Below are 24,399 nucleotides of genomic sequence, written 5' to 3'. Positions count from 1 at the left end.
GTCAGTCGCGCGTCAGCAGGCGCGGGGCAAGCTCTTTGAGAGCGCGTCGATACACTTCGCGCTTGAATGTCACCACCTGGCCCAACGGATACCAATAGCTGACCCAGCGCCAGCCATCGAACTCCGGTTTACCGGTCAAATCCATCCGCACCCGCTGCTCATTGGAGATCAGGCGCAGGAGAAACCATTTCTGCTTCTGGCCGATGCACAGCGGTTGGCTGTGCGTGCGGACCAGGCGTTGCGGCAAACGATAGCGCAACCAGCCTCGGGTGCAGGCGAGTATTTCGACATCTTCTCGCTCGAGCCCCACTTCTTCGTTCAACTCGCGGTACAAGGCCTCTTCCGGCGTCTCCTGGGGGTTGATCCCACCCTGGGGAAACTGCCAGGCGTCTTGATTGATACGGCGAGCCCATAGCACCTGCCCAGCATCATTCGTAAGAATGATCCCCACATTGGGACGGAAACCATCGGGATCGATCACGGCAACAACCTCGCAAACGCATGTCGTCGCATTGTTCCACAAAGGTTGTGAAAGCAGCAACGAGCGCCCCTAGCTTATGTGCACTCTTGTGAAAAGTCCGTATTCTGGACGCCTTTCTTCAGATTTTTCAGCGAGTAACTGCAATGCGGCTGGCTTTATTCGACTTGGATAACACATTGCTGGGCGGCGACAGCGACCACGCGTGGGGCGATTACCTGTGTGAGCGCGGTTTTCTGGACGCTGTCACGTACAAGGCACGCAACGACGCGTTCTACGAGGATTACCTGGCCGGCAAGCTCGACAACGCCGAGTACCTGAATTTTTGCCTGGAAATCCTCGGTCGTACCGAAATGCACGTGCTGGCCCAGTGGCACCAGGACTACATGCGCGACTGCATCGAGCCGATCGTATTGCCCAAGGCCATCGAACTGCTGGAAAAGCATCGTGACGCCGGCGACAAGCTGGTGATCATCACCGCCACCAACCGCTTCGTCACCGCGCCGATTGCCGAGCGCCTGGGCGTCGAAACCCTGATCGCCACCGAATGCGAGATGGTCGACGGGCGCTACAGCGGCCGCAGCACCGATATCCCGTGTTTTCGCGAGGGCAAGGTGACTCGGTTGAACCGTTGGCTGGAAGAAACCGGGCATTCGTTGGAGGGCAGCTATTTCTATAGCGATTCGATGAACGACTTGCCGTTGCTGGAGGCGGTGACGCACCCGGTGGCGGTGGATCCGGATCCGAATCTTCGGGCCGAGGCCGAGAGGCGGGGTTGGCCGGTGATTTCGTTGCGCGGCTGAAAATGGCTATCGCGAGCAAGCTCGCTCCCACAGGGATTTGCGTCGATCATGCAACCTCTGTGGGAGCGAGCTTGCTCGCGATGAAAGCGACACGGTCCAGAGCCTTAAACCGGCTTGGCCCCCATCAACCCCGCAATGGCAATAAAGCAGACGACGCTGAACAGCGCCAGGGCAAAGGTAAATTTCCCATTGCCCGCCGCCGGCAGCTTGCGCAGTCTGTTCAGCCGCACTACCAGCCAGAACCCCGCCAGCGCCGCCAAGGTGTAGAGCACGCTGGAAGCCAGCAGCCAGGTCTGGCCCAGTGGCCAGCCGACTTGATGAACCATCCACCAGCCGGTGAAGGGCAGGCTCGCCAGTGCCAGGATCATCACCAGCCAGATGAACAGTCGCGGCCGTTGCAGCGTGCGCGCGGCCGCCGTGGCATCGCCGTTGCGTCGCGTGCGCCAGACCCAGGCGGCCAGCCCCAGGGCGCCTGCCAACAGCAACACCGTGGCGACGACGTGAGCGATTTTCAGCGCGGTTAACGTTTCCATCGTTCGATTTCCTTATGGCTTGCTCAACAGCTTAGACCCCCGTGGCGAGGGAGCTTGCTCCCGCTGGGTCGCGAAGCGGCCCCAAAAAGCAGTGAGCGCTTCGCACTCAAGCGGGAGCAAGCTCCCTCGCCACAGGTCCACCCAGTCCAAACAGTCGCAATTATGGGTTCACCCCAGGAACAGCTGATACGCCGGGTTGTCACTTTCATCCCAGTACGGATAGCCGATTTCTTCCAGGGCGGCAGGGACCAGGTGGCGTTCATCGTGAGGCACTTGCAGCCCCGCGACCACGCGGCCGTCCGCCGCGCCATGGTTGCGGTAGTGGAACATCGAGATATTCCAGCGCCCACCTAGCTTGTTGAGAAAGTTGAACAGCGCGCCCGGGCGCTCCGGGAATTCGAAGCGCAGCACCACTTCATCGATGACATGGGCCGCATGCCCGCCGACCATGTGGCGGATGTGCAACTTGGCCAACTCATTGTCGGTCAGGTCCAGCACCGGGAAGCCTTGTTCGGTCAGGCTGGCGATCAGCGCGCTGCGCGGGTCGTTTTCCGGGTGGGTCTGCACGCCGACGAAAATGTGCGCTTCACTGCCGGTGTTGTAGCGATAGTTGAATTCGGTGATCTGGCGCTTGCCGACGGCTTCGCAGAACGCCTTGAAGCTGCCCGGCTTCTCGGGGATGGTCACGGCGATGATCGCTTCGCGGCCTTCGCCCAGTTCAGCGCGCTCGGCGACGTGGCGCAAGCGGTCGAAGTTGACGTTGGCACCGGAGTCGATGGCCACCAGGGTCTGGCCGCCGATGCCCCGTGACTCGACGTACTTCTTGATCCCGGCCACGCCCAGGGCGCCGGCAGGTTCGGTGATCGAGCGGGTATCGTCGTAGATATCCTTGATGGCGGCGCAGATCTCGTCGGTACTGACAGTGATCACTTCGTCCACATGATGCTTGCAGATATCAAAGGTGTGCTGGCCGATCTGCGCCACGGCGACGCCGTCGGCGAACAACCCCACGGTCGGCAGCACCACGCGTTCGCCCGCGGCCATGGCCGCTTGCAGGCAATTGGAGTCGTCCGGTTCGACGCCGATGATCTTGATGTCCGGGCGCAGGTATTTCACGTAGGCCGCGATCCCGGCAATCAGCCCGCCACCGCCCACCGGGACGAAAATCGCATCCAGGCGCCCAGGGTGCTGGCGCAGGATTTCCATCGCCACCGTGCCCTGCCCGGCAATGGTGTGGGGGTCGTCATACGGGTGGATGTAGACGTAGCCCTTTTCATCCACCAGTTTCAGCGAATAGGCCAGGGCTTCGGGGAACGAATCGCCGTGCAGCACCACTTTGCCGCCACGGGAGCGCACGCCTTCGACCTTGATTTCCGGCGTGGTCTTGGGCATCACGATGGTCGCCTTGACCCCCAGCACCTTGGCCGCCAGGGCCAGGCCCTGGGCGTGGTTGCCCGCCGAAGCCGTGACCACGCCGCGGGCGCGCTCTTCGTCGCTGAGCTGGGTCAGCTTGTTGTAGGCCCCGCGAATCTTGAACGAGAACACCGGCTGCAAGTCTTCACGCTTGAGCAAGATGCTGTTGCCCAGCCGCTCGGAGAGCTGGCGAGCGGTCTGCAGCGGGGTTTCCACGGCAACGTCGTAAACGCGCGAGGTGAGGATCTTTTTGACGTACTGTTCAAGCATCGGAAAGCATCACTGAGCGGGTTGGGCAGGACCAGGGAGTCTAACCCGGCTTTTGGCCGGGCGACCACAGGGATCTGCGTTCAATCAGGCGATGACCGAGGCCCTTGCGGCGCCTATAATGCCGGCCTTTCGTTCCCTCTCGGCACCTTCGGAGCCCGCATGACCCAGGATCAACTCAAACAGGCCGTGGCCCAGGCCGCCGTCGACCTCATCCTCCCGAAACTGGATGACAAGAGCGTCGTCGGGGTCGGCACCGGCTCCACGGCCAATTGCTTCATCGATGCGCTGGCGCAACACAAGGGCGCGTTCGATGGCGCGGTCGCCAGCTCCGAAGCGACGGCCGCGCGCCTCAAGGGCCACGGGATCCCGGTGTACGAGCTCAACACCGTCAGCGATCTGGAGTTCTACATCGACGGCGCCGACGAAAGCGACGCGCACCTGAACCTGATCAAGGGCGGCGGCGCGGCCTTGACCCGCGAGAAGATCGTCGCGGCGGTGGCCAAGACCTTCATCTGCATTGCCGATGCCAGCAAACTGGTGCCCGTGCTCGGCGCGTTCCCATTGCCGGTGGAAGTCATTCCCATGGCCCGCAGCCACGTGGCCCGGCAACTGGTGAAGCTGGGCGGCGACCCGGTGTACCGCGAAGGCGTGCTCACCGATAACGGCAATATCATCCTGGATGTGCACAACCTGCAGATCACCAACCCGGTGGCGCTGGAAAGCCAGATCAACGCTATCGTTGGCGTGGTCACCAATGGTTTGTTCGCGGCGCGTCCGGCGGATGTGCTGTTGCTGGGAACCGCTGAAGGGGTGAAGACCCTGCGGGCTGAGTAAGTTGGCGAAATAGCTCTTTTGAGTGAAGCAGTCCCTGTGGGAGCGAGCTTGCTCGCGATAGCGGTCTACCCAACACATTAATGTTGGCTGACACACCGCCATCGCGAGCAAGCTCGCTCCCACATTAGGTTGTGTGGTGCATCAAGGCTGTGGCTTCTTGAACACGTAGAACAGATTCGGCTCGCTCACCAGGTACAGGTTGCCATCGTCGTCCATGGCCAGGCCTTCGGCCTGGGGCACGGTTTTTTGCAGGCCCTGGGCACCCTTGCTCAACGACAGCGTGCTCAACGGCCGGCCGTCGATGTCCAATTCGATAATCAGCCGCGATTCATCGGACAGCGCCAGCAAGTGGCCACTGCGTTCATCGTATTGCAGGCTTGAAAGGTCGCGCACGAACAGCCCGGCATCGCGCTTGGGGTTGTTGATCACATGGACCGCGTAGGACTTTTCCGGATTGTGATGGGGGAACCCATGCACTTCATAAATCAGCATCGGGTCGCGTTCCTTGGCCACGAACAGGCGTTTGCCCACCGAATCGTAGGCCAGCCCTTCGAACCCCTTGTTGCCGCTCATGTGCACGCCGAGGGTCATTTGCTCGGCGTCGGCGGCGTCGAGGAATTGGGTGTCGTCCTCCAGGTGAATCTTGATCAGGCGCTGCTGGCGTTCATCAGTGATGACGTAAGTGTCTTCGCTGATGAATTCCACCGCTTCCGGATCGCCGAAGCCGATCAGGGCGATGCGTCGCAAAATCTTGCCGTCCAGCGACAGTTCGATCAGCTCGGCATTTTTATTGGTCACGGTGAACAGGCTCTTGCGGACCGGATCGAACGTCAGCGCGGAAACGTCATCGTCCAGGCCGTCGATCATCTGCGCCTCCACTGTGACCCGGTATTGGTCCAGGGCGATGGTCTCTTCGCTGGTGGGTTTCCAATAGGTGTTGAGGTTGAACCAGGCACGCTCGAACAGGCGCAGGTGTTGACCGACGGCGATCAGGAGGATCAGCGCCAGTGTCAGCAATATCAGGATCAAGGGTTTGGGACGGGCGAGTCGACGCATGTTGGGGTGGGCTCGGATGAGAACAGGTGGGTGGAAATACCACGGTTGCCTGAACTGAAGCTTAATGGCGGTGTGCCACACCCTACAACGAAAGGGAATTTATCCTACAGAGTTAGCGCTGTCAGCGCTGCTTTTCGAAACGATAGAACAGATTCGGTTCGCTGACCACGTACAGGTTGCCGGCGTCGTCGACGGTGACGCCTTCGGCGCGCGGGATCGTGTCTTTCAGGCCATTGAAGCCACCCAGCAAGGTCATGAAGCTGACTTGCTCGCCTTTTTCGTCCAGCTCCAGTAGCAGGTGGGAGTCGGCCGAAAGCACCAGCGTATGGCCGGTGCGCGGGTCGATCGCCAATGCCGAGAGGTTGCGCAGGTCCAGTTCATTGCTGACATGGATCTGCTTGTCGCCCTTGAGCAGTTGGCTGCCGTCGCTTTTCCAGGTGAACAAGGCCGGGGGGCGTTCTTCGCCGAGCACCAGTTGCTGGTTGCGCGGGTCCCAGGCGATGGCTTCGAACCCTTTGTTCTGGTTCTGCGAGGCGCCCAGGTCATAGTGAGGAAAGTCAGCGCTGTTCAGTTCGCGGGTGTTGGCATCCACCTGGACGATCGACAGCATGTGATTGCGCTCGTCGGTAATCGCCAACAGGCCATTGGTCATGCAGGTCACGCCTTCAGGGTTGTCCCAGCCCACCAAAGGCATCTTGCGCAGCACGTCGCCCTGCAGGGTCAGCTCCACCAGGAACGGGTTCTTGCCCATGACCGCGAACAGGGTCTTGGTCTGTGGGTTGTAGGCCACATCGGACGCCTCGTCCTTCTCCATGCCTGGTAGCGGCTTGGCGTCGATCACGGCGCGGTAATCTGGCAGCCAGATGCTTTCCTGGCGCTGGGCCGGGCTCTGGAAGTGCTCCGATAGCCAAAGCAGGCCGCGGTCGTCCCAATGCATCGCAACCGCCAGGCCATAGGCTGCGGCCACCGCCAGCAGCGACCAGGCATACCAGGGCAGGGCGAAGCGCGAGCGGCGGACAGGTTTGGCGACAGGCAGTGCTTGGGTTTTGGCCATCGGGAATGCGTTCCAGAAAATTCGGCTAGGGGAGTGGCTGGCTCAGATGCCGCATTCCCCGGAATTATCCGGATGGCATGTGAAAAAAACGGTAAAACCTTGGGTTCGGAAAGCTGGATGTCTGTGGGAGCGGGCTTGCTCGCGAAGGGGCCGTCAGGTTCAACACCTATGTCGACCGTTATACCGCCTTCGCGAGCAAGCCCGCTCCCACACAATTTCCAGCGGTCACAGAACCGGGTTAGCGAACGCTGCTTTCGAAGCGGCTCGTCCCTGGCAGTTCCAGGATCAGCTCATCGCCCGCGTTCAGCGGCCCGACGCCCGCCGGGGTGCCGGTGAGGATCACGTCGCCGGCCTGCAGCGAGAAGCAACCGGCCATGTATTGGATCATTGGCACGATGGGGTTGAGCATCAGGCTGCTGTTGCCGTCCTGGCGCACTTCGCCGTTGATGGTCAGGCGCACGGGAATGTCGGTCAGGTCGGCAAACGTGGCGTTCGAAACAAAGGGGGCAATCACCGCCGCGCCGTCAAAGGACTTGGCAACCTCCCAAGGCAGGCCCTTGGCCTTGAGCTCGGCCTGTTTGTCCCGCAGGGTCAGGTCCAGGGCCGGGGCGAAGCCGGAGATCGCGTCCAGTACTTCTTCAGCGCTGGGCTTGGTGGACAGCGGCTTGCCGATCAGTACGGCGATTTCCGCCTCGTAGTGCACCGAGCCACGGTCGGCGGGAATGCTGAAGCCACCTTCCAGTGGCACCACACAACTGCCCGGCTTGATGAACAGCAAGGGTTCGGTGGGTACCGGGTTGTCCAGTTCCTTTGCATGTTCGGCGTAGTTACGGCCAATGCACACCACTTTCCCCACCGGGAAATGAATACGTGTACCGTCGACATACTGGTGCTGATAGCTCATTACCGACTCCTGCTTCTGGGGTTCATCAGGTGTTTTAGGTATCAAATCGCGAAAATCTTGCCCGGGTTCATGATGCCGTTCGGGTCGAAGACAGCTTTCACGGCTTTCATGTATTCGATTTCTACCGGCGAACGACTATAGGTCAGGTAGTCGCGCTTGGTCATGCCCACGCCGTGTTCGGCGGAAATCGAGCCGTTGTACTTCTCGACGGTTTCAAAAACCCATTTGTTCACGGTCGCGCACTTGGCGAAGAACTCATCCTTGCCGAGGTTTTCCGGCTTGAGGATGTTCAGGTGCAGGTTGCCGTCGCCAATGTGACCGAACCAGACGATTTCGAAATCCGGGTAGTGCTCGCCGACGATCGCGTCGATTTCCCGCAAGAAGGCCGGGACTTTCGAGACAGTCACCGAAATGTCGTTCTTGTAGGGCGTCCAGTGGGAAATGGTTTCGGAGATGTACTCGCGCAGCTTCCACAGGTTCTGCAGTTGGGTTTCGCTCTGGCTCATCACGCCATCCAGTACCCAGCCTTGTTCCACGCAGTGTTCGAAGGTCTCCAGGGCGTGGTTGGCGACCTCTTCGGTGGTGGCTTCGAATTCCAGCAGGGCGTAGAACGGGCAGTCGGTTTCGAACGGCGCCGGAACGTCGCCACGTCCGAGGACCTTGGCCAGGGCCTTGTCGGAAAAGAATTCGAAGGCGGTCAGGTCCAGCTTGCCTTGGAAAGCGTGCAGCACCGGCATGATGGAGTCGAAGTCCGGGGTGCCGAGCACCATGGCGGTGAGGTTTTTCGGCGCGCGGTCCAGGCGCATGGTGGCCTCGACCACGAAGCCCAGGGTGCCCTCGGCGCCGATGAACAGCTGTCGCAAGTCGTAGCCGGTGGCGTTCTTGATCAGGTCCTTGTTCAGCTCCAGCAGGTCGCCCTTGCCGGTGACGACCTTCATGCCCGCCACCCAGTTGCGGGTCATGCCGTAGCGAATGACCTTGATTCCGCCGGCATTGGTGCCGATATTGCCGCCAATCTGGCTGGAACCTGCCGAGGCGAAGTCCACCGGGTAGTACAGGCCATGTTCCTCAGCCTTGTTCTGCAGCTGTTCGGTGACCACGCCGGGCTGGCACACGGCAGTGCGGTCGGTCAGGTTCACGTCGAGAATCTGGTTCATGTAGTCGAACGACACCACCACTTCGCCGTTGGCGGCCACGGCCGCGGCGGACAGCCCGGTACGCCCGCCCGATGGCACCAGCGCGACCTTGTGCGCGTTGGCCCAGCGCACGATGGCCTGGACCTGCTCGGTGGTCTTGGGAAAGACGATGGCGGTCGGCGCCGGGGCGAAATGCTTGGTCCAATCCTTGCCGTAAGCGTTCAGGGAGTCGGCATCGGTCAAGACCTTGCCAGGCTCAACCAGGATCTTCAGCTCATCTATCACGGCAGGATGGGTCATCGATAGAACTCTCGAACAATTCATGGTCATCCTGAGAACGCTTCACGTCGCAGGAATGAGTGTTTAGCGGGGTGCGTATGCTAGCATACCGACCCCGCAGCGTAGTGCCCAACGGCTGTTCTGCGGCGACGGCTGTCACGCCGGTCGGGCCAGCATGCGCTGTCCGATTCCCTGCCATTTTTCTCCGGGACACAGGTTTACGCAGATGAGCAAGACTTCTCTCGATAAGAGCAAGATCAAGTTCCTTCTTCTCGAAGGCGTCCACCAATCGGCTGTCGACGTCCTCAAGTCGGCGGGCTACACCAGCATCGAGTACATCACCAGTTCTCTGCCGGAAGCCCAGCTCAAGGAAAAGATCGCCGATGCTCACTTCATCGGCATTCGCTCCCGTACTCAACTGACCGAAGAGATCTTCGACCACGCCAAGAAACTGGTGGCAGTCGGCTGCTTCTGCATCGGCACCAACCAGGTTGACCTCAACGCGGCTCGCGAGCGCGGTATCGCGGTGTTCAACGCGCCGTACTCCAACACCCGTTCCGTCGCCGAACTGGTACTGGCCGAAGCGATCCTGCTGCTGCGCGGCATCCCTGAGAAGAACGCTTCCTGCCACCGTGGTGGTTGGATCAAGAGCGCGGCCAACTCCTTCGAAATCCGCGGCAAGAAGCTGGGTATCGTCGGCTACGGCTCGATCGGCACGCAGTTGTCGGTACTGGCTGAAGGCCTGGGCATGCAAGTGTTCTTCTACGACACCGTGACCAAGCTGCCCCTGGGCAACGCCACCCAGGTCAACGACTTGCACGAGCTGTTGGGCATGTCCGACATCGTGACCCTGCACGTGCCGGAAACCGCCGCCACCCAGTGGATGATCGGCGAGAAGGAAATCCGTGCCATCAAGAAGGGCGGGATCCTGATCAACGCCGCGCGTGGCACCGTGGTCAAGCTCGACGCCCTGGCCGACGCGATCAAGGACAAGCACCTGATTGGCGCCGCCATCGACGTGTTCCCGGTGGAGCCGCGCTCCAACGACGACATCTTCGAAAGCCCGCTACGTGGCCTGGACAACGTGATCCTGACCCCCCACATCGGTGGTTCCACCGCTGAAGCCCAAGCCAACATCGGCCTGGAAGTGGCGGAGAAACTGGTCAAGTACAGCGACAACGGTACGTCGGTATCGTCGGTGAACTTCCCGGAAGTGGCCCTGCCGGCACACCCTGGCAAGCATCGCCTGCTGCACATCCACGAGAACATCCCGGGTGTGATGAGCGAGATCAACAAGGTCTTCGCCGAAAACGGCATCAACATTTCCGGTCAGTTCCTGCAGACCAACGAGAAAGTCGGCTACGTCGTGATCGACGTCGACGCCGAATACTCGGACTTGGCGCAAGAGAAACTGCAGCACATCAATGGCACGATTCGTTGCCGCGTGTTGTTCTAAGGCGCAGTATCCAGCCGCTTGCCGAGTTTGGCGTGCAATAAAAAACGGGAGCCTCGCAAGGGCTCCCGTTTTTTTGTCGAGCACGTGACCACAGGTTTGTGTTATGTCAGCCAGTCATGCGTTATTTCACGTTGACAGTGATCTTCTTGGACACGATCGACGGCTCGAATGGCATGTGGCCGCTGTCGCCCAGGATCAATTGCAAGGTGTGCTTGCCCGGGGCCAGTTTGATGGTGGCCTGGGTCTGTGCCTTGCCGAAGTGCATGTGATTGGCGTCGGTCGGAATCGGCGCGCCGGCCGCAGGCAACTTGTCGACATCGATCAGCAAATGGTGATGGCCCGTGTTCTTGGTCACATCGCCGGCGGGGGCCAGGGCGATGTCCTTGACGCCGAACTTGACCGTGAATTCCTGGGCGACCGTCGCACCGTCTTTCGGGGAAACGATGAACACTTCAGCACCTTTAGGCGCCGGTGTCGCGGCGCTTGCCAGCATCGAAGCGCCCAATAACAGACCGGCCAACGCGGCACGAGACATAAAGCTTTTCATTTTTTTCTCCAGTTTTTCCATGAAATCCGCCTGGCCATCACAACTTCATGACCAATCGTTGTCGAAGCCTGCAACAACCATAGCAAAGCGAGCCTGAAACGAGCGTCGCTTGTATAAATACAAAGGAGTGACCATGCGTTTTCTGCCTGGCCTGATTTGCCTGCTACCCCTTTTGAGCCCCCTGGCTCATGCCGAACTGATCGATGACATCAATGACCGTGGCGAACTGCGCATTGCCCTCGAGGCCAACACCGCGCCCTTCAACTTCAAGGAAGACGGCAAACTCACCGGCTTCGAAGTGGAACTGGGTGAAATGCTCGCGGCGGAGCTCGATGTACGGCCCGATTTCGTGGTCACCGATGCCGGGGATCTACTGTCCGGTGTGGAGGCTGGCAAGTACGACGTTGCCATCAACCACATAGCAATGACCCCGGAACTGGCGGAACGTTTCGACCTCAGTGCCGCTTACAGCCGTCCGGATGCACAACTGCTGGCGAGCAAGGAGGAGCCGCAGCGTCCGTTGATCATGGCGCAGTCGTTCCAGCCGGAAGAGAAGAGCGGCCCGCCGCCAAGCCTGGTGATTCCGTTCCAGAAGGGCAACCCGGCGTTCAAGGCCAGCCTGGATAACGCCCTGACGCGTATCAAGGATGACGGGAGGCTGGAGCAGTTGTCGCAGAAGTGGCTGAAGAAACAGGAGTGAAAGCTTCCAGGCGATGAGGTAAGCCATCAAGCTTCATTGACTGTTGGACCGCTATCGCGAGCAAGCTCGCTCCCACAATGGAGCTGTGGTGCCCACCGATACTGAGTTCACAACTGATCGAGTGTGGGAGCGAGCTTGCTCGCGATGGCGTCCTCGCATCCTAAGCAGGCCTGCGCCAGACACTCGCCAACCAAGGCTGTTGCTCCCGCGGCAGCCCTGCCGGCCGGTAATAATGCTCCAGCTCGACAAAGCCCGCTTGCGTGAGCAATGTGCGCCAGGCCTCGAGGTCGTGATAAGCGCCGAAGCGCTGGCCGTTCCAGCCTTCCTGGTTTTCGCCCCGAGGGTTCGAGCTGAACAGCACGCCGCCGGGCTTGAGCGTGGTGTGCAGTTGCTTAAGTACCCGAGGCAGTTCCTGGACGGGGACATGGAACAGCACCGCGTTGGCGAAAATCCCGTCAAAGCGTTCGGCTGGCAGATCGAGTTCCAGGAAGTCCTGCTGCCACACCTCACAACCGCTGTCCTGGCGTGCCATGCGGGCAAATGCCTCTGAACCGTCGAGGCCGACCGCGACATGGCCCATGGCCGTGAAGGTGCGCAGGTCGCGCCCCGGGCCGCAGCCGAAATCCAGGATGTGCAGCGGTGCCTGGCCCTGGATATGGCGCAGCAAGGCGTCGATGTTCTGGCTGACATCATGGTCGCGGGTGCCCTCGCGAAAGCTTTCTGCCACGGCGTTGTAATGGCTCAGGGTCGTGGCGGTGATGGCGTGCAGGTCGTCGGCGGTGTGCTTCATGGGTATTGGCTTGGGTGGGAAACGTTGGGCTGACTATACCGCACATCCACAGGTCAACTGCTTCCTCCCGTCAGCGCTTGCTCAAGCCCCGCGCCAGGCGGTCACCACCCAATTGGATCACGGCGACCAACGCCACCAGCAACACGATCACCGTGAGCATGATCTGGCTGTCGAAACGCTGGTAGCCATAGCGGTAGGCGATGTCGCCCAGGCCACCGGCGCCGATCGCCCCGGCCATGGCCGAGGAGTTGATCATGGTCACCAGCGTGATGGTGAAACCGCCGACGATGCCCGGCAGGGCTTCAGGCAGCAGCACATGCCAGACGATGTGCCAGCGGCGGCAGCCCATGGCCTGGGCCGCTTCGATCAGGCCATGGTCGACTTCCCGCAGGCTGACTTCGGCGATACGGGCGAAGAACGGCGTGGCGGCGATGGTCAGCGGGACGACCGCGGCCCACACGCCATAGGTGGTGCCGACGATCAACCGGGTGAACGGAATCAGCGCCACCATCAGAATCAGGAACGGTATCGAGCGGAACAGGTTCACGAACGCGCCCAGGGCCCGGTTCAAGGCCGGCGCTTCATAGATCCCGCCCTTGTCGCTGGTGACCAGGATCACCGCCAGCGGTATGCCCGCCAGCAACGCGATCAACGACGACACGCCGACCATCAGGAACGTGTCGATGAAACCCTGCAACAACCGATCAAACCACATAACCCAGCACCTCCACCCGTTGCGCCCAATTGCCCGCCCGTTGACGCAGTTCCTCGGCGCCCCACGACGAACCGCTCACGGCCAGCAGCAATTGCCCAAGCCCGTGGCCCTGTATCCGTTCGATGCCGCCGTGCAGCAAGCGCACCCGCCCACCGAGGGCGCTGAACAAGGCGGCAAGATCCGGTTCCTCGCGATCTATGCCGGTGAATTGCAGGCGCAGCACCGTAGCCGCGTCCGCCGACGCCGGCAGCGCCTGCAAGCGACTTTGCAGCTCTTGCGGGATGGCGTGTTGCAACGGTGCCAGCAGCGTCCGGCTGACCTCGTGTTGCGGGTTGCCGAAGACTTCCCAGACCGGTCCCTGCTCGACGATCCGTCCCTGCTCAAGCACCACCACCCGGTCGCAGACTTCGCGAATCACCGCCATTTCATGGGTGATCAAGACGATGGTCAGGCCCAGCCGCTGGTTGATCTCGCGCAGCAGGCCGAGGATCGACTGGGTGGTCTCCGGGTCCAGGGCCGAGGTGGCCTCGTCGCACAACAGGATCTGCGGGTCATGTACCAGCGCCCGGGCAATCCCGACCCGCTGCTTCTGCCCGCCCGAAAGCTGCGCCGGGTAGGCCTTGTGCTTGCCGTGCAGACCCACCAATTCCAACAGCTCGCGGACTTTGCGCTGGCGCTGCTCCTTGGGCACGCCGGCGACTTTGAGCGGCAGTTCGACGTTCTGCCACACAGTCTTGGCCGACATCAGGTTGAAGTGCTGGAAGATCATGCCGATGCGCCGACGCAGCTCCACCAGGCGGTCTTCATCGAACTCGCCGATGTCCACCCGATCGATCAACACCCGGCCACTGGTGGGTTGTTCGAGCCGGTTGATGGTGCGGATCAGCGAAGACTTGCCGGCACCGCTACGGCCGATGATGCCGAACACTTCGCCACGCTGGATAGCCAGGTCGATGCCCTGCAGTGCCGCCACCGGGCCCTGGCTGCCGTTGTAGGTCTTGCCCAGGCCGATGAAGCGCACGTGGGCGCGGTTCAGCTCTGGATGCAGTTCAGTCTGGTCGGCGCTTTGCGGCGCGGGGGCTGCGTCGCGCAGTCGCGCGTTGACGGCGTTCATGTCAGCCTTCCCAACCGGCTTGGTAGAGCTTGCCGTGGGCCTTGTCCAGGGCGGCGCGCACGACTGGCGAGTGTTGGTAGATGTCGACGAACTTGATCAGCCGTGGATCGTTCTGGCTCTTGGGCTGGATCACGAACTGGATCACGTATTCCTTGTGATCGAGGCCGTCGAACAGCAAGGCCGAGCTGGCATCGAAGGTTTTGGCCAGGCGGATGTAGGCCGGATAACCCTGCACCAGGTCGGCGTCTTCATAGGCGCGCACCAGTTGCACCGCTTCGACTTGCAGGATCTTGAGTTTCTTCGGGTTGGCGACGATGTCGTCTTCGGTGGCCTTGTAGCCGACGCCCGGCTTGAGGCTGATCAGCCCGGCCTTGGCCAGCAGTTGCAGGCCGCGACCGCTGTTGATCGGGTCGTTGGCAATGGCGACGCTGGCGCCTTCGGGCAGTTCGTCGAAGCTTTTGTATTTTTTCGAATAGAGGCCGACGTTGTTGATGATCCCTGGCGCAAAGGGCACCAGGTCGAACCCGGCGGCGGCCTTGGCGTTTTCCAGGAACGGGATGTGCTGGAAGTAATTCACGTCGATGTCACCGGAAGCCAGGCTGACGTTGGGCGCGATCCAGTCGCTGAACTCCACCAGTTCGACCTTCAGGCCTTGCTTGCCGGCTTCTTCGACCGCTGCTTCCAGGGGAATGGCGAACGCGGCGGTGGTGCCGATCTTCAACGGGGCGTCGGCGGCAAACAGCGCCGAACTGAACAGGCCGAGGGCCAGGGCCAGTGCTTTGACTGGCAGGGTCAGGAGTTGCGTGGTCATGTCGGTTATTCCAGTCATTGATTAATTGAGCCATGGGCTTTTTGGCGGTAGGTCGAACCGGTGTGTCGTTCGGGCAAATGGGCCTCTGCGCGGAACAGCTTCTCCCGCAGGGTGCCGGTGTCGTATCCGGTCTTGTACGAGCCGCGTCGCTGCAACTCGGGGATCACCAGGTCGATGAAGTCCACATAGCTTTGCGGCGTCACGATGCGCGTCAGGTTGAAGCCATCGAGGCCGGTTTCGGCAATCCACGACTCCAGCTCGTCGGCCACCTGTTCGGGCGAGCCGACCACCGTGATGTAGCGACCGCCCAAGGCGTGTTGCTGCAACAATTTGCGCCGGGTCCAGTCGTTGTTCTGCAGGGTCTTGGTAGCCGACTGGATGGCGTTGCTCTTGACGTACTGGATCGGCTCGTCCAGTTCGTACTGGGAAAAATCGATCCCCGTCGACGCGGCAAAATGCGCTACCCCGGCCTCGGCGCTGGCGTAGCTCAGGTACTCGGCATGCTTGGCCCAGGCGGCCGCCTCGGTTTCGCCGACAATCACGTTCAGGCCCATGAATACCTTGATGTCCCCGGGGTTGCGCCCGGCTTCGATGGCACTGGCGCGGACCTTGTCCACCTGGGCCTTGGTCGCCGGTTTGTTCTGGCCGCTGATGAACACGCACTCGGCGTGCCGCCCGGCGAACAGCAAGCCACGCTCGGAACTGCCGGCCTGGAACAGCACCGGGGTACGTTGGGGCGACGGTTCGCACAGGTGATAGCCCTCGACCTGGTAGAACTCGCCCTGGTGGCGGACCTTGTGCACTTTCTCCGGTTGGGCATAGATCCGCTGCTCGCGGTCGTTGACCACGGCGTCGTTTTCCCAGCTGCCCTCCCACAGTTTGTAGAGCACTTGCAGGTATTCGTCGGCCTGGTCGTAGCGGCGGTCATGTTCGACTTGTGCCGTCAGGCCCATGGCCTTGGCGGCGCTGTCCAGGTAGCCGGTGACGATATTCCAACCGACCCGGCCGCGACTCAGGTGGTCGAGGGTGCTCATGCGTCGGGCAAACAGGTAGGGCGGTTCGTAGGTCAGGTTGGCGGTGAGGCCGAAGCCCAGGTTTTTCGTCACGGCGGCCATCGCGGAGACCAGCAGCAATGGGTCATTGACCGGCAGTTGGATCGACTCCTTGAGCGTGACGTCCACCGACTGTTGATACACGTCATAGACCCCGACGATGTCGGCGATGAACAGCCCGTCGAACAACCCGCTCTCGAGCAATTGCGCCAGGGCGGTCCAGTATTCGAGGGTGTTGAACTGAGTCGACGTGTCCTGGGGATGAGTCCACAGGCCATGGTTGATGTGCCCGATGCAGTTCATGTTGAACGCGTTGAGCAGGATCTTTTTCTTTCCGGCCGCCATCAGATGGTCCCCCGCAGCGGCGGTTTTTCGTCGTTGAGGTAGAAGTTGCCCACGGCGTGGTATTTCCAGCGCACCGGGTCATGCAGGGTGTGCACCCGGGCGTTGCGCCAGTGACGGTCGAGGCCATGTTCGGCCAGGGTCGCCTGGCTGCCGGCCAATTCGAACAGCGTGCTGCTGGCGGCCAGGGATATTTCGGTGCTGATGGCACGGGCTTCGGCCACGGCAATCGAGGCGGCGGCGACCGTGTCGGCCCGGGTGTCGGCCTGGGCCCGGTCGAGGAATTCACCGGCGCGTTCCAACAGGGCTTCGGCGGCATGCAGGCGGATGCTCAGTTGGCCGAAACTCTTGAGGGTGTGCGGGTCTTCGGTGGCGACGTCGCTGGTGGCATCGATCCAGGGACGGGTTTTAGTGCGGACAAAATGCAAGGCGTCTTCATAGGCGGCACGGGCGATGCCGGTGTCGATAGCGGCGTGAAGAATCTGCGCCAGTGGCCCCACCGGTGTGGGACGTTCGAAAGCACTTTGGAAGGGCACGATGTCGTCGTCGGCGACATACACGTTTTCAAACACCACCGAACCACTGCCCGTGGTGCGCTGGCCGAAACCGCTCCAGTCGTCGATCACCGTCAGGCCTTTGCTGTCGCGAGGGACGAACGCCAGTTGTTGCACGCCGTTTTCATCCACCACCGACGTGGGGATGCGCTGGGCGTAGATCGCCCCCGTGGCGTAGAACTTGCGGCCGTTGATGCGATAGCCCTCGCCGTCGCGGCGCAGTTGGGTGGTGCGGTCATGGGCAGTCTTGGTACCAAGTTCGGCCAAGGCGTTACCAAAACGCTGACCGGCGAGCACTTCGGCGTACAGGCGTTGTTTTTGCGCTTCAGTGCCGTTTACCCGCAGCACCTCCAGGGCGTAGAAATGGTTTTGCGGAATCTGCCCCAGCGAGCCGTCGGCCTGGGAAATCAGCGCAATGACTTTGGCCAGGGTGACGTTGGACACACCGGCGCCGCCATAGGCCTTGGGTACACTGATGCCCCACAGGCCAGAACGGGAGAAGACCTCCAGCTCCGGGTACGGCAGGCGCCGCTCGCGGTCGCGCAGGGCACTGTCGCGCTGGAAGTCATCGGCCAGGTCGCTGGCCACGATCAGGGCTTGTTCATCGCTGGTGATCACCGCGACGTGTTGAGAAAACGTCATGTACTGCTCCAGAGGTCGGGTCGTCAGATCCAGGAATGCCGGGCCGGCAAGGTGCCGTTCAGGTGGTAGGCGCCTACCGCGTGATACTTCCAGCGCACCGGGTCGTGCAGGGTGTGGACCCGTGCGTTGCGCCAGTGGCGATCAAGATTGAATTCGGCGAGGGTGGCGCGGCTGCCGGCCAGCTCGAACAGTTTTTCGCTGGCTTGCAGGGCGATCTCGGTGGTGAGTGCCTTGGCTTCGGCCACGGCAATCGAGGCGCGGGCGGACGATTGCGCCGTGATGGGGGCGGCACTGACTTGGTCCAATACGTGTCCGGCCTTGCGCAGCAACGCTTCGGCGGCGTGCAACTCGATTTTCAGCTTGCCGATGTCGGCGATCACGTAGAGGTCGTCACTGGCCCGGTCGACCTTGGCGTCGATCCAGGGCCGGGCCCGTTCGCGCACGAAGGCGATGGCATCGTCGATGGCGCCACGAGCAATGCCCGCATCGATGGCGGCCTGGATCAGTTGGGAAATCGCCCCTTGCACGCCGGGCGTTTCGTTGATGCGCCAGTTTTCCAGAACCAGTTCGGCATCCACCCGCACATTGTTCAGCAGCACGGTGCCGCTGGCCGTGGTGCGTTGGCCGAAGCCCGACCAATCGTCGACGATCCGCAAGCCAGGGGTGCCGCGCCGCACGAACGCCAGCACTTGCCGGCCCTCGTCATTCAGCGCCTTGACCGCGACCCAGTGGGCGAACAGTGCGCCAGTGGAATAGAACTTCTGGCCATTGATGACGAAGCCGTCGCCGTCGGCGGTGATCCGCGCCTTGAGTTCAAGGGTGTTGCGAGTGCCACGTTCGGGCCCGGCATTGCCGATGCGCCAGCCTTCGAGCACGCTCTGCAGTAGGATTTTTTTTTGCCGCTCGGTACCGGTACCGAGAATCAGCTGGAGCACGCCGAACTGGTTCTGGGGGATCTGCCCCAGGGCCGGGTCGGCGGCGGAAATGATTGCGAACACGTCGGCCAGGGTGACGAACGAAACCTGCGGGCCGCCGTAGGCCCGGGGAACGGCGATGCTGCCCAGTCCGCTGCGGGTGAATTGCTCGATTTCCGCCCAAGGCAGCTTGCGTTGCTGGTCACGACGCGCGGCTTGCTGACGGGCGACCTGTGCCAGTTCATGGGCGGCTTTGATCGCCTCGGCATCGTTGCGCAGCACCTGTGCGGGCAACAGCAGGGGGGCGATGTCCAGGTCGCTCTGGACCTTTGCTTGCGCCAGATCCGACATTACAGCCACTCCGTGGCTGCGGGCAGTGCCTTGGCATACTGCACTGGGGCGATTGTGTTGCGTTCCATACCCACCTCACATCTCAAGAAACGCCGCAGTGAAGGCGGCGAGCAAAAATCAAGAATGTCCGGTGGTCCGGTTTATATACCCTAAGCGTGTGTAAATTATTTTTGAACTAACTTTTAGGAATATTGATAGGTTGGTTTTAAATTGACGCCCGTATGCTCCCCCTGGGTGAAGCAGCTTTTGTGGCGAGGGCGCTTGCCCCCGCTATGTGGGAGCAAGGCTTGCCCGCGATGGACGCGATGCGGTCTTGCAGAATCGAGGCGCCTGTTTCGCGAGCAAGCTTTGCTCCCACAGCCCAACGGGAGCAAGCGCCCTCGCCACAAAAGCAGGCTGGCCGCATAACTGTTTGCATCATGGCTCTCGGCGGCGCGTTTCGGCAGCCATGAGCGCCAGTTTCGGTGAAGTGTTCAGGTACGGATTGGCGCAACCGATCTTCAACGTCCGTGGCGGTGCCCAGTGGGAGTTGTTGCCCACGCGGTCGAGGATGCAGTAGGTCACTTCCAGGCGCAGGTCTTCTCCCGCCTCCAGGATGATCTGCGGCGGGACCCAGATATTGATCGGTTGGCCGACTTCACTGGCGGTGAGCGCAGGCAGGTCCATGCGCACATCGCCCCAGCGCAGGGTCACGGCATCGCCGACGGCCATGTTCAGGTAGGGTTCGATGGTCAGCGGTACGCCGCGCTTGATCTGGCTCGGGTTCACCCCTTGGCGCCGGATGGCGGTGGGAATGCGCACCGGCGCCAAGCCCTGGTTTTCATCGCCGCTCAGGGCCAACGGTTGGCCGCCGGGACAATCGAGCTTCACCAGCACCTGTTGCTTGGCCGACAGAGCCGGCCCGCGTCCGACCTGCATCACCCGATAATGGATGCGCGAGGTCCCATTGACGATGAAGCTCTCCGGGACCCGCATCGTGATGTTGCCCAGTACATCGGCCTGGGACAGCACGCGCGAGCCGACGTAGCAGTTGTCCCAGAACAGTTCGATCAGGTCACCGGCGTCCATGTCGGGATAAGGTGCAATGACTACTTCCAAGTGAGCGGCGTTGGCGATATTGATGCCAACAGGATGGGCATTGGCCAGGGTGGGGGCGGCCAATTCAGGACTCTTCGACTTACATGTCATGGTGTTCTCCTTGAGGCTTGAAAACTAAGTCCGTTTCGGGAAGATCAAAAGGCGATGGACCATCGCGATATATTTGTTATGGATGTAGCCATAGGGGCTGTCTGCGCTTAGTCACTGCGCAAACTAAAATACGGTGCGTCGCCTGTCGGGCACTAGATAAGGGCTCTGCAGTTTCAGTGTCAATAGAGCCGGTTGCTTAATAACTCATTGTGAAAGGCTTCAGAAACATCCTACGTGCGCATGTTAAGAATGCGCGGCGCAGCAGGCCAATTTCCTCGGCTCGTTGGTTTTTTCGAAAAGGGCTGGAAACTGCCTCTGACAACTAAGTTTGTGAGGAGTACGGAGGATAAGTGTTGCGAGAGTTATATATAGGTTACTTCCTATATAAAGGCGGAGGCTTTTAGCAAGGGGTAGTTGCAAGTTGTGTCGTTCGGATAAAAAGTGGCGATGCCGTGTAAGTTGTGCAACGGTCTCACTTCCATCCCTGGAAGTGATAACCCTGATTTACTGGTCGCCGTGTCCGGCAGAGAGGAACTTGCTGAGGAACTGTCGCGTGCGTTCTTCCTTGGGGGCTGCAAACAAGGCCTTGGCTTCGCCTTGTTCGACGATCACGCCTTTGTCGAAAAACACCACACGGTTGGCCACGTCCCGGGCGAAGCCCATTTCGTGGGTCACGATGACCATGGTGCGCTTTTCTTCAGCCAGGCCGCGAATGGTCGCCAGGACCTCGCCCACCAGTTCCGGATCGAGGGCCGAGGTCGGCTCGTCGAACAGGATCACCGCCGGTTCCATCGCCAACGCCCGGGCAATCGCCACGCGCTGTTGCTGGCCGCCGGAAAGGCGCCGTGGGTAGGCGTTTTCCTTGCCGGCCAGCCCGACCTTGGCCAAGAGCTTGCGTCCCAAGGCTTCGGCGTCGGCGCGGGGCATCTTCTTCACCACCTGCGGGCCTTCGGTGACATTTTCCAAGGCGGTGCGGTGGGGAAACAGGTTGAAGTTCTGGAACACGAAGCCCACCTGCTGGCGCAAACGGCGCACCAGGCCTTGTTGCTGGTTCAGCGGGCGACTGCCATCGATCTCGATGTCGCCGACCTTGATCCGGCCACTGGTAGGCTCTTCGAGGAAGTTCAGGCAACGCAGGAACGTCGTCTTGCCCGAGCCGCTGGGGCCGATGATCGCAACCACCTCGCCTTCTTCGATCTTCAGGTCGATGCCGTTGAGCACCACCTGACCCTTGAACTGCTTTGTCAGTTTTTCCACGACAATCATTGGTCAGGACTCCTGGTCATGCCGATTGACCCGGGCTTCCAGGACGTTCTGCAGGTGCGAGAGCACGGTGGCAAGAACCCAATAGATCAGCGCGGCGGCAAGGTACATGGTGAAGATTTCGAAGGTTCGCGCGGTGATCAACTGCGCCTGGCGGAACAGCTCCGGCACCTGGATGGTCGCCGCCAGCGCGGTGTCCTTGACCAGGGAAATGAAGCTGTTGCCCAACGGTGGCAGGGCCGTGCGTGCGGCTTGCGGCAGGATGGCCCGACGCAGGGTCTGGGCGCGGGTCATGCCGATACTCGCTGCCGCTTCCCACTGGCCGCGCTCGATGGAGCTGATGGCAGCCCGCAGGATTTCACACGCGTAGGCGGCCATGTTCAGCGAGAAACCGATCAGGGCCGCTGGCAGCGGATCCAGCTCGATGCCCAGTTGCGGCAGCCCGTAATAGATCACGAACAACTGCACCAGCAACGGCGTGCCACGAAAGAACGACACGTAGATGCGGGCGATCCAGTTCACCAGCTTGAAGCGCGACAGGCGCATCAGCGCCAGGCCGAACCCCAGCAGCAGGCCGAAAAACATGCCGCCCAGGCTGAGGATGACCGTGTAGTACGCGCCCTTGAGCAGAAAGGGCGCGGAGTCCAGTGCGAGTTGAAGAGCTGCTTCCATTATTTCGTGACGTCAGCGCTGAAGTATTTTTCAGAGAGCTTCTTCAGCGTACCGTCAGCGCGCAGTTTCTCGATGGCCTTGTTCACGGCTGCCAACAGCTCAGGCTCGCCTTTGCGCAGGGCGATACCGGCTTCCTGGCGCGAAAAGGCCTCGCTGGTGACGGTGGTGTCCTTGGCTTTCTTGGCGTATTCCAGCGCGGCCAGGCGGTCGATCAGAATGGTATCGATACGGCCGACGCGCAGGTCCTGGAACTTGGTTGGGTCGTCATCGTAGGTTTTGACTTGGGCGCCCGGTACTTCAGCTTTTACCCACTGTTCGTAGTTGGTGCCCAAGCCCACGCCAACTTTTTTACCGTCCAGGTCTGCGGCCTTCTTGATGTTCAACTCGTTGGCTTTTTTGGTCAGTACCAGCGCTTGAATCCCGGAAATGGTGTATGGCTCAGAGAAGTCGTACTTTTTCTTACGTTCCTCGGAGATGGTCACTTGGTTGACCACTGCGTCCAGGCGCTTGGATTCCAACGCCGCGAGGATGCCGGCCCATGGGGTCGTCTGCAGCTTGACCTTCACACCCAGTTCCTTGGCCAGGGCTTCGGAGAACTCCACTTCGAAGCCGGTCAGCTTGCCGCTGTCATCGACGAAGCTGAACGGTGGATAAGTGCCTTCCAGGCCGATCTTGATTTCACCGGCATCCTTGATTTTCTGCAGTTGCTCACCGGCAACCGCTTGCCCCAGCAGCCCGGCGCTCAATGCCAGGCCCAGCGAACCGACCAACAGGTTGCGACGTAATGCGGAAAAATTCATGACAAGCCCCTGTGTTTTCTTATGAAGAGGTTATTTTGGCTGAGATAAGGCGTAGCCGCGATTCGAAAAGGTTGCCACATCCTGCCTTAAAGCAACCTGGGCGTCTCGCGGCAAATGCGCCTGCGGCGAGACTATAAGTTGGCTTTTATAGATTGGAAAATAATATTAAATCAACCATATATTCCTGCTTGGAATGACATCCTGTGGGAGCGAGCTTGCTCGCGATAGCAGTGGATCAGCCCCAATTCCAATCAACTGACGCACCCTCATCGCGAGCAAGCTCGCTCCCACATTGAGGTTTCCATATCTTCAGAAGACTGCGTTATAGGCAAACAACGCCGGTGCGCCGCCGGTGTGCAGGAAGATGATCGGGCCTTCGTCGAAACGGTCGCGGCCAATGCCATCGAGCAGGCCGGCCATGGCCTTGCCGGTGTAGACCGGATCGAGCAACAGGCCTTCCTGGCTGGCCAGCAGCTTGACCGCCGCCAGTGTCCCGGCGTTCGGTTCGCCGTAGCGGGGGGCGAAATATTCGTCCCACAGGATCACTTTGAACGCTTCCGGAAGGGCGACTTCGAGCAACGCTGCCGTGCGCTCGGCCAGGCCCTGGACCTTCGGAAACTGGTCCTCCTCGCTGCGGGAAACGGTGACGCCAATGACCGGAAGCGCCGGCAGGTTTTCACTCAACGCCAGCGCCAGGCCGCTGTGGGTCCCGGCACTGCCCGAGGCCAGTACCACGGCAGCGAACTCGATTCCGCTGTCCTTGATCTGCTCGGCCAGTTCCAGGCCGGCGCGCACATACCCCAGCGCGCCCAAGGCGTTCGAACCGCCAATCGGCACCAGGTAGGGCTTTTTCCCATTGCTGCGCAGGCGCCCGGCGAGGGCCTGTAATTGCTCGTCGGCGTTGTCCAGGTTTTCCACCAGTTCGACCTTGGCGTCGAACAGCTCCAGCAGCAGCCGGTTGCCGTTGCCCAGGTAATTGCTGTCTTCGGTGCCGATGGGGTTTTCCAGCAAGGCCACGCAACCCAGGCCCAGCTTCGCGGCCAGGGCGGCGGTCTGGCGTACGTGGTTGGACTGGATCGCCCCGGCGGTGATGAGGGTATCGGCGCCTTGGGCGATGGCATCGGCGGCCAGGTATTCGAGCTTGCGCAGTTTGTTGCCGCCCAAGGCCAGGGGCGTCAGGTCGTCGCGCTTGATGTAGATGTCCCGGCCTAGCCAGGTGGAGAGGCGGTCGAGTTTTTCCAGCGGTGTCGGATGGCTGAGCAGGTCGAGACGGTTAAAGCGAGACAACTGTTCTTTGATCATGGGTCCGTACTGGTTGTAGGCGATGTCTGGACTATAGGCACGCGGATATTCGTGGGCAACCGGCAATCATTTGTTTGGAAGTAAACCGGCGCGGGATAGGAAGCACGAATGATGTGTGAGCGCCGAAAAACCTGTGGGAGCGAGCTTGCTCGCGATAGCGGTGGTTCAGTTGGCCTCTGTATTTACTGACATACCGCCATCGCGAGCAAGCTCGCTCCCACAGGGGGCTGTGTATATGGCTTAGTCACTGAACGAATGTTCACCAGGCAACGTCATACCCTCCCGTAGGCTAGCGTAGGAAGCATGCCGTTGAGCCCTGCGATTAGTCCTTAGCTGCCTATTCATGTTTAACTTGAACGTTCATTCAAGTTAAACCGTCGGTTTGCTGCCCGCTCACAATAAGGAGGCTTGCTTTTGCCGAGTCCG

Annotated in this window: 24 protein-coding genes; 4 read left to right on the top strand and 20 right to left on the bottom strand. The window is 60.9% G+C overall.

What is annotated here, in order from left to right; translation table 11 throughout:
* Nucleotide 1 precedes the first annotated feature (1 nt).
* Nucleotides 2-481, bottom strand: a complete 480-nt coding sequence (locus BLO80_RS21520) for an RNA pyrophosphohydrolase (RefSeq protein WP_003186867.1) — start codon at nucleotides 479-481, stop codon at nucleotides 2-4.
* A 143-nt stretch (nucleotides 482-624) separates the two neighbouring features.
* Here BLO80_RS21520 and BLO80_RS21515 point away from each other — a divergent pair, with 143 nt between their 5' ends.
* Nucleotides 625-1,281, top strand: coding sequence for a histidinol-phosphatase (locus tag BLO80_RS21515; protein ID WP_092329948.1), 657 nt, complete (start codon nucleotides 625-627; stop codon nucleotides 1,279-1,281).
* Between the two features lie 104 nt (nucleotides 1,282-1,385).
* Here the strand turns inward: BLO80_RS21515 and BLO80_RS21510 are convergent, their stop codons facing one another.
* Nucleotides 1,386-1,814, bottom strand: a complete 429-nt coding sequence (locus BLO80_RS21510; RefSeq protein ID WP_092329950.1) for a DUF2269 family protein — start codon at nucleotides 1,812-1,814, stop codon at nucleotides 1,386-1,388.
* Between the two features lie 168 nt (nucleotides 1,815-1,982).
* Nucleotides 1,983-3,497 carry a threonine ammonia-lyase, biosynthetic gene (gene ilvA / locus BLO80_RS21505; RefSeq protein ID WP_092201326.1) on the bottom strand — a complete coding sequence of 505 codons (1,515 nt, stop codon included), beginning with the start codon at nucleotides 3,495-3,497 and terminating at the stop codon, nucleotides 1,983-1,985.
* Between the two features lie 159 nt (nucleotides 3,498-3,656).
* On the opposite strand from ilvA, the gene rpiA reads away from it, so the two are divergent.
* On the top strand, nucleotides 3,657-4,331 hold the full coding sequence (gene rpiA / locus BLO80_RS21500; protein ID WP_092201324.1) for a ribose-5-phosphate isomerase RpiA: 675 nt from the start codon (nucleotides 3,657-3,659) through the stop codon (nucleotides 4,329-4,331).
* Nucleotides 4,332-4,472: 141 nt separating this feature from the next.
* Here the strand turns inward: rpiA and BLO80_RS21495 are convergent, their stop codons facing one another.
* The 4 genes from BLO80_RS21495 to BLO80_RS21480 form a co-directional block, all read right to left on the bottom strand.
* Nucleotides 4,473-5,387 carry an SdiA-regulated domain-containing protein gene (locus BLO80_RS21495; protein ID WP_092329952.1) on the bottom strand — a complete coding sequence of 305 codons (915 nt, stop codon included), beginning with the start codon at nucleotides 5,385-5,387 and terminating at the stop codon, nucleotides 4,473-4,475.
* Between the two features lie 121 nt (nucleotides 5,388-5,508).
* Entirely contained in the window at nucleotides 5,509-6,441 is a 933-nt protein-coding gene (locus tag BLO80_RS21490; RefSeq protein ID WP_092329953.1) for an SdiA-regulated domain-containing protein, read from the bottom strand.
* A 238-nt stretch (nucleotides 6,442-6,679) separates the two neighbouring features.
* A complete protein-coding gene (locus BLO80_RS21485; RefSeq protein ID WP_060739697.1) occupies nucleotides 6,680-7,345 on the bottom strand; it encodes a fumarylacetoacetate hydrolase family protein in 666 nt (221 codons plus the stop codon).
* Between the two features lie 41 nt (nucleotides 7,346-7,386).
* Entirely contained in the window at nucleotides 7,387-8,781 is a 1,395-nt protein-coding gene (locus BLO80_RS21480; RefSeq protein WP_092329954.1) for an FAD-binding oxidoreductase, read from the bottom strand.
* Nucleotides 8,782-8,986: 205 nt separating this feature from the next.
* On the opposite strand from BLO80_RS21480, the gene serA reads away from it, so the two are divergent.
* On the top strand, nucleotides 8,987-10,216 hold the full coding sequence (serA, locus tag BLO80_RS21470; protein WP_053117264.1) for a phosphoglycerate dehydrogenase: 1,230 nt from the start codon (nucleotides 8,987-8,989) through the stop codon (nucleotides 10,214-10,216).
* Between the two features lie 121 nt (nucleotides 10,217-10,337).
* On the opposite strand, the gene BLO80_RS21465 is transcribed toward serA, so the two are convergent.
* Nucleotides 10,338-10,763, bottom strand: a complete 426-nt coding sequence (locus BLO80_RS21465; protein ID WP_092330151.1) for a DUF4399 domain-containing protein — start codon at nucleotides 10,761-10,763, stop codon at nucleotides 10,338-10,340.
* Between the two features lie 133 nt (nucleotides 10,764-10,896).
* On the opposite strand from BLO80_RS21465, the gene BLO80_RS21460 reads away from it, so the two are divergent.
* Nucleotides 10,897-11,463, top strand: coding sequence for a transporter substrate-binding domain-containing protein (locus BLO80_RS21460; protein ID WP_092329955.1), 567 nt, complete (start codon nucleotides 10,897-10,899; stop codon nucleotides 11,461-11,463).
* Nucleotides 11,464-11,623: 160 nt separating this feature from the next.
* Here the strand turns inward: BLO80_RS21460 and BLO80_RS21455 are convergent, their stop codons facing one another.
* The 12 genes from BLO80_RS21455 to BLO80_RS21400 all read right to left on the bottom strand — a co-directional run bounded on the left by BLO80_RS21455 (nucleotide 11,624) and on the right by BLO80_RS21400 (nucleotide 23,973).
* Nucleotides 11,624-12,253, bottom strand: a complete 630-nt coding sequence (locus tag BLO80_RS21455; RefSeq protein WP_092329956.1) for a class I SAM-dependent methyltransferase — start codon at nucleotides 12,251-12,253, stop codon at nucleotides 11,624-11,626.
* Between the two features lie 70 nt (nucleotides 12,254-12,323).
* Nucleotides 12,324-12,968 (bottom strand): methionine ABC transporter permease, encoded by a 645-nt coding sequence (locus BLO80_RS21450; RefSeq protein ID WP_092329959.1) that lies wholly within the window; start codon nucleotides 12,966-12,968, stop codon nucleotides 12,324-12,326.
* On the bottom strand, nucleotides 12,958-14,082 hold the full coding sequence (locus BLO80_RS21445) for a methionine ABC transporter ATP-binding protein (RefSeq protein ID WP_092329962.1): 1,125 nt from the start codon (nucleotides 14,080-14,082) through the stop codon (nucleotides 12,958-12,960). The genes BLO80_RS21450 and BLO80_RS21445 overlap by 11 nt, the downstream gene beginning before the upstream one ends.
* Before the next feature lies 1 nt (nucleotide 14,083).
* Complete coding sequence (locus BLO80_RS21440; RefSeq protein ID WP_092329978.1) at nucleotides 14,084-14,893, bottom strand: MetQ/NlpA family ABC transporter substrate-binding protein; 810 nt, start codon at nucleotides 14,891-14,893, stop codon at nucleotides 14,084-14,086.
* 14 nt (nucleotides 14,894-14,907) lie between these two features.
* Complete coding sequence (locus tag BLO80_RS21435; protein ID WP_092329980.1) at nucleotides 14,908-16,290, bottom strand: LLM class flavin-dependent oxidoreductase; 1,383 nt, start codon at nucleotides 16,288-16,290, stop codon at nucleotides 14,908-14,910.
* Nucleotides 16,290-17,483 (bottom strand): SfnB family sulfur acquisition oxidoreductase, encoded by a 1,194-nt coding sequence (locus tag BLO80_RS21430; protein WP_092329982.1) that lies wholly within the window; start codon nucleotides 17,481-17,483, stop codon nucleotides 16,290-16,292. The genes BLO80_RS21435 and BLO80_RS21430 overlap by 1 nt, the downstream gene beginning before the upstream one ends.
* 23 nt (nucleotides 17,484-17,506) lie before the next feature.
* Nucleotides 17,507-18,748 carry an SfnB family sulfur acquisition oxidoreductase gene (locus BLO80_RS21425; protein ID WP_092329984.1) on the bottom strand — a complete coding sequence of 414 codons (1,242 nt, stop codon included), beginning with the start codon at nucleotides 18,746-18,748 and terminating at the stop codon, nucleotides 17,507-17,509.
* 417 nt (nucleotides 18,749-19,165) lie between these two features.
* On the bottom strand, nucleotides 19,166-19,936 hold the full coding sequence (locus BLO80_RS21420; RefSeq protein ID WP_092329986.1) for a hypothetical protein: 771 nt from the start codon (nucleotides 19,934-19,936) through the stop codon (nucleotides 19,166-19,168).
* 504 nt (nucleotides 19,937-20,440) lie between these two features.
* Complete coding sequence (gene tcyN / locus BLO80_RS21415) at nucleotides 20,441-21,202, bottom strand: L-cystine ABC transporter ATP-binding protein TcyN (RefSeq protein WP_092201294.1); 762 nt, start codon at nucleotides 21,200-21,202, stop codon at nucleotides 20,441-20,443.
* A gap of 3 nt (nucleotides 21,203-21,205) precedes the next feature.
* Nucleotides 21,206-21,871: a cystine ABC transporter permease gene (gene tcyL, locus BLO80_RS21410; RefSeq protein WP_163006689.1), complete on the bottom strand. Its 666-nt coding sequence runs from the start codon at nucleotides 21,869-21,871 to the stop codon at nucleotides 21,206-21,208.
* Nucleotides 21,871-22,671: a cystine ABC transporter substrate-binding protein gene (gene tcyJ / locus BLO80_RS21405; protein WP_092329997.1), complete on the bottom strand. Its 801-nt coding sequence runs from the start codon at nucleotides 22,669-22,671 to the stop codon at nucleotides 21,871-21,873. Before tcyJ ends, tcyL begins: the two co-directional genes overlap by 1 nt.
* A gap of 309 nt (nucleotides 22,672-22,980) precedes the next feature.
* On the bottom strand, nucleotides 22,981-23,973 hold the full coding sequence (locus BLO80_RS21400; protein WP_092330001.1) for a D-cysteine desulfhydrase: 993 nt from the start codon (nucleotides 23,971-23,973) through the stop codon (nucleotides 22,981-22,983).
* Nucleotides 23,974-24,399 lie beyond the last annotated feature (426 nt).

It is taken from the genome of Pseudomonas sp. NFACC56-3 (assembly GCF_900100025.1).
Lineage (GTDB): Bacteria > Pseudomonadota > Gammaproteobacteria > Pseudomonadales > Pseudomonadaceae > Aquipseudomonas > Aquipseudomonas fluorescens_AA.
Note: the sequence above shows the minus strand (reverse complement) of the source record. Positions and strands in the feature narration are given on the sequence as shown.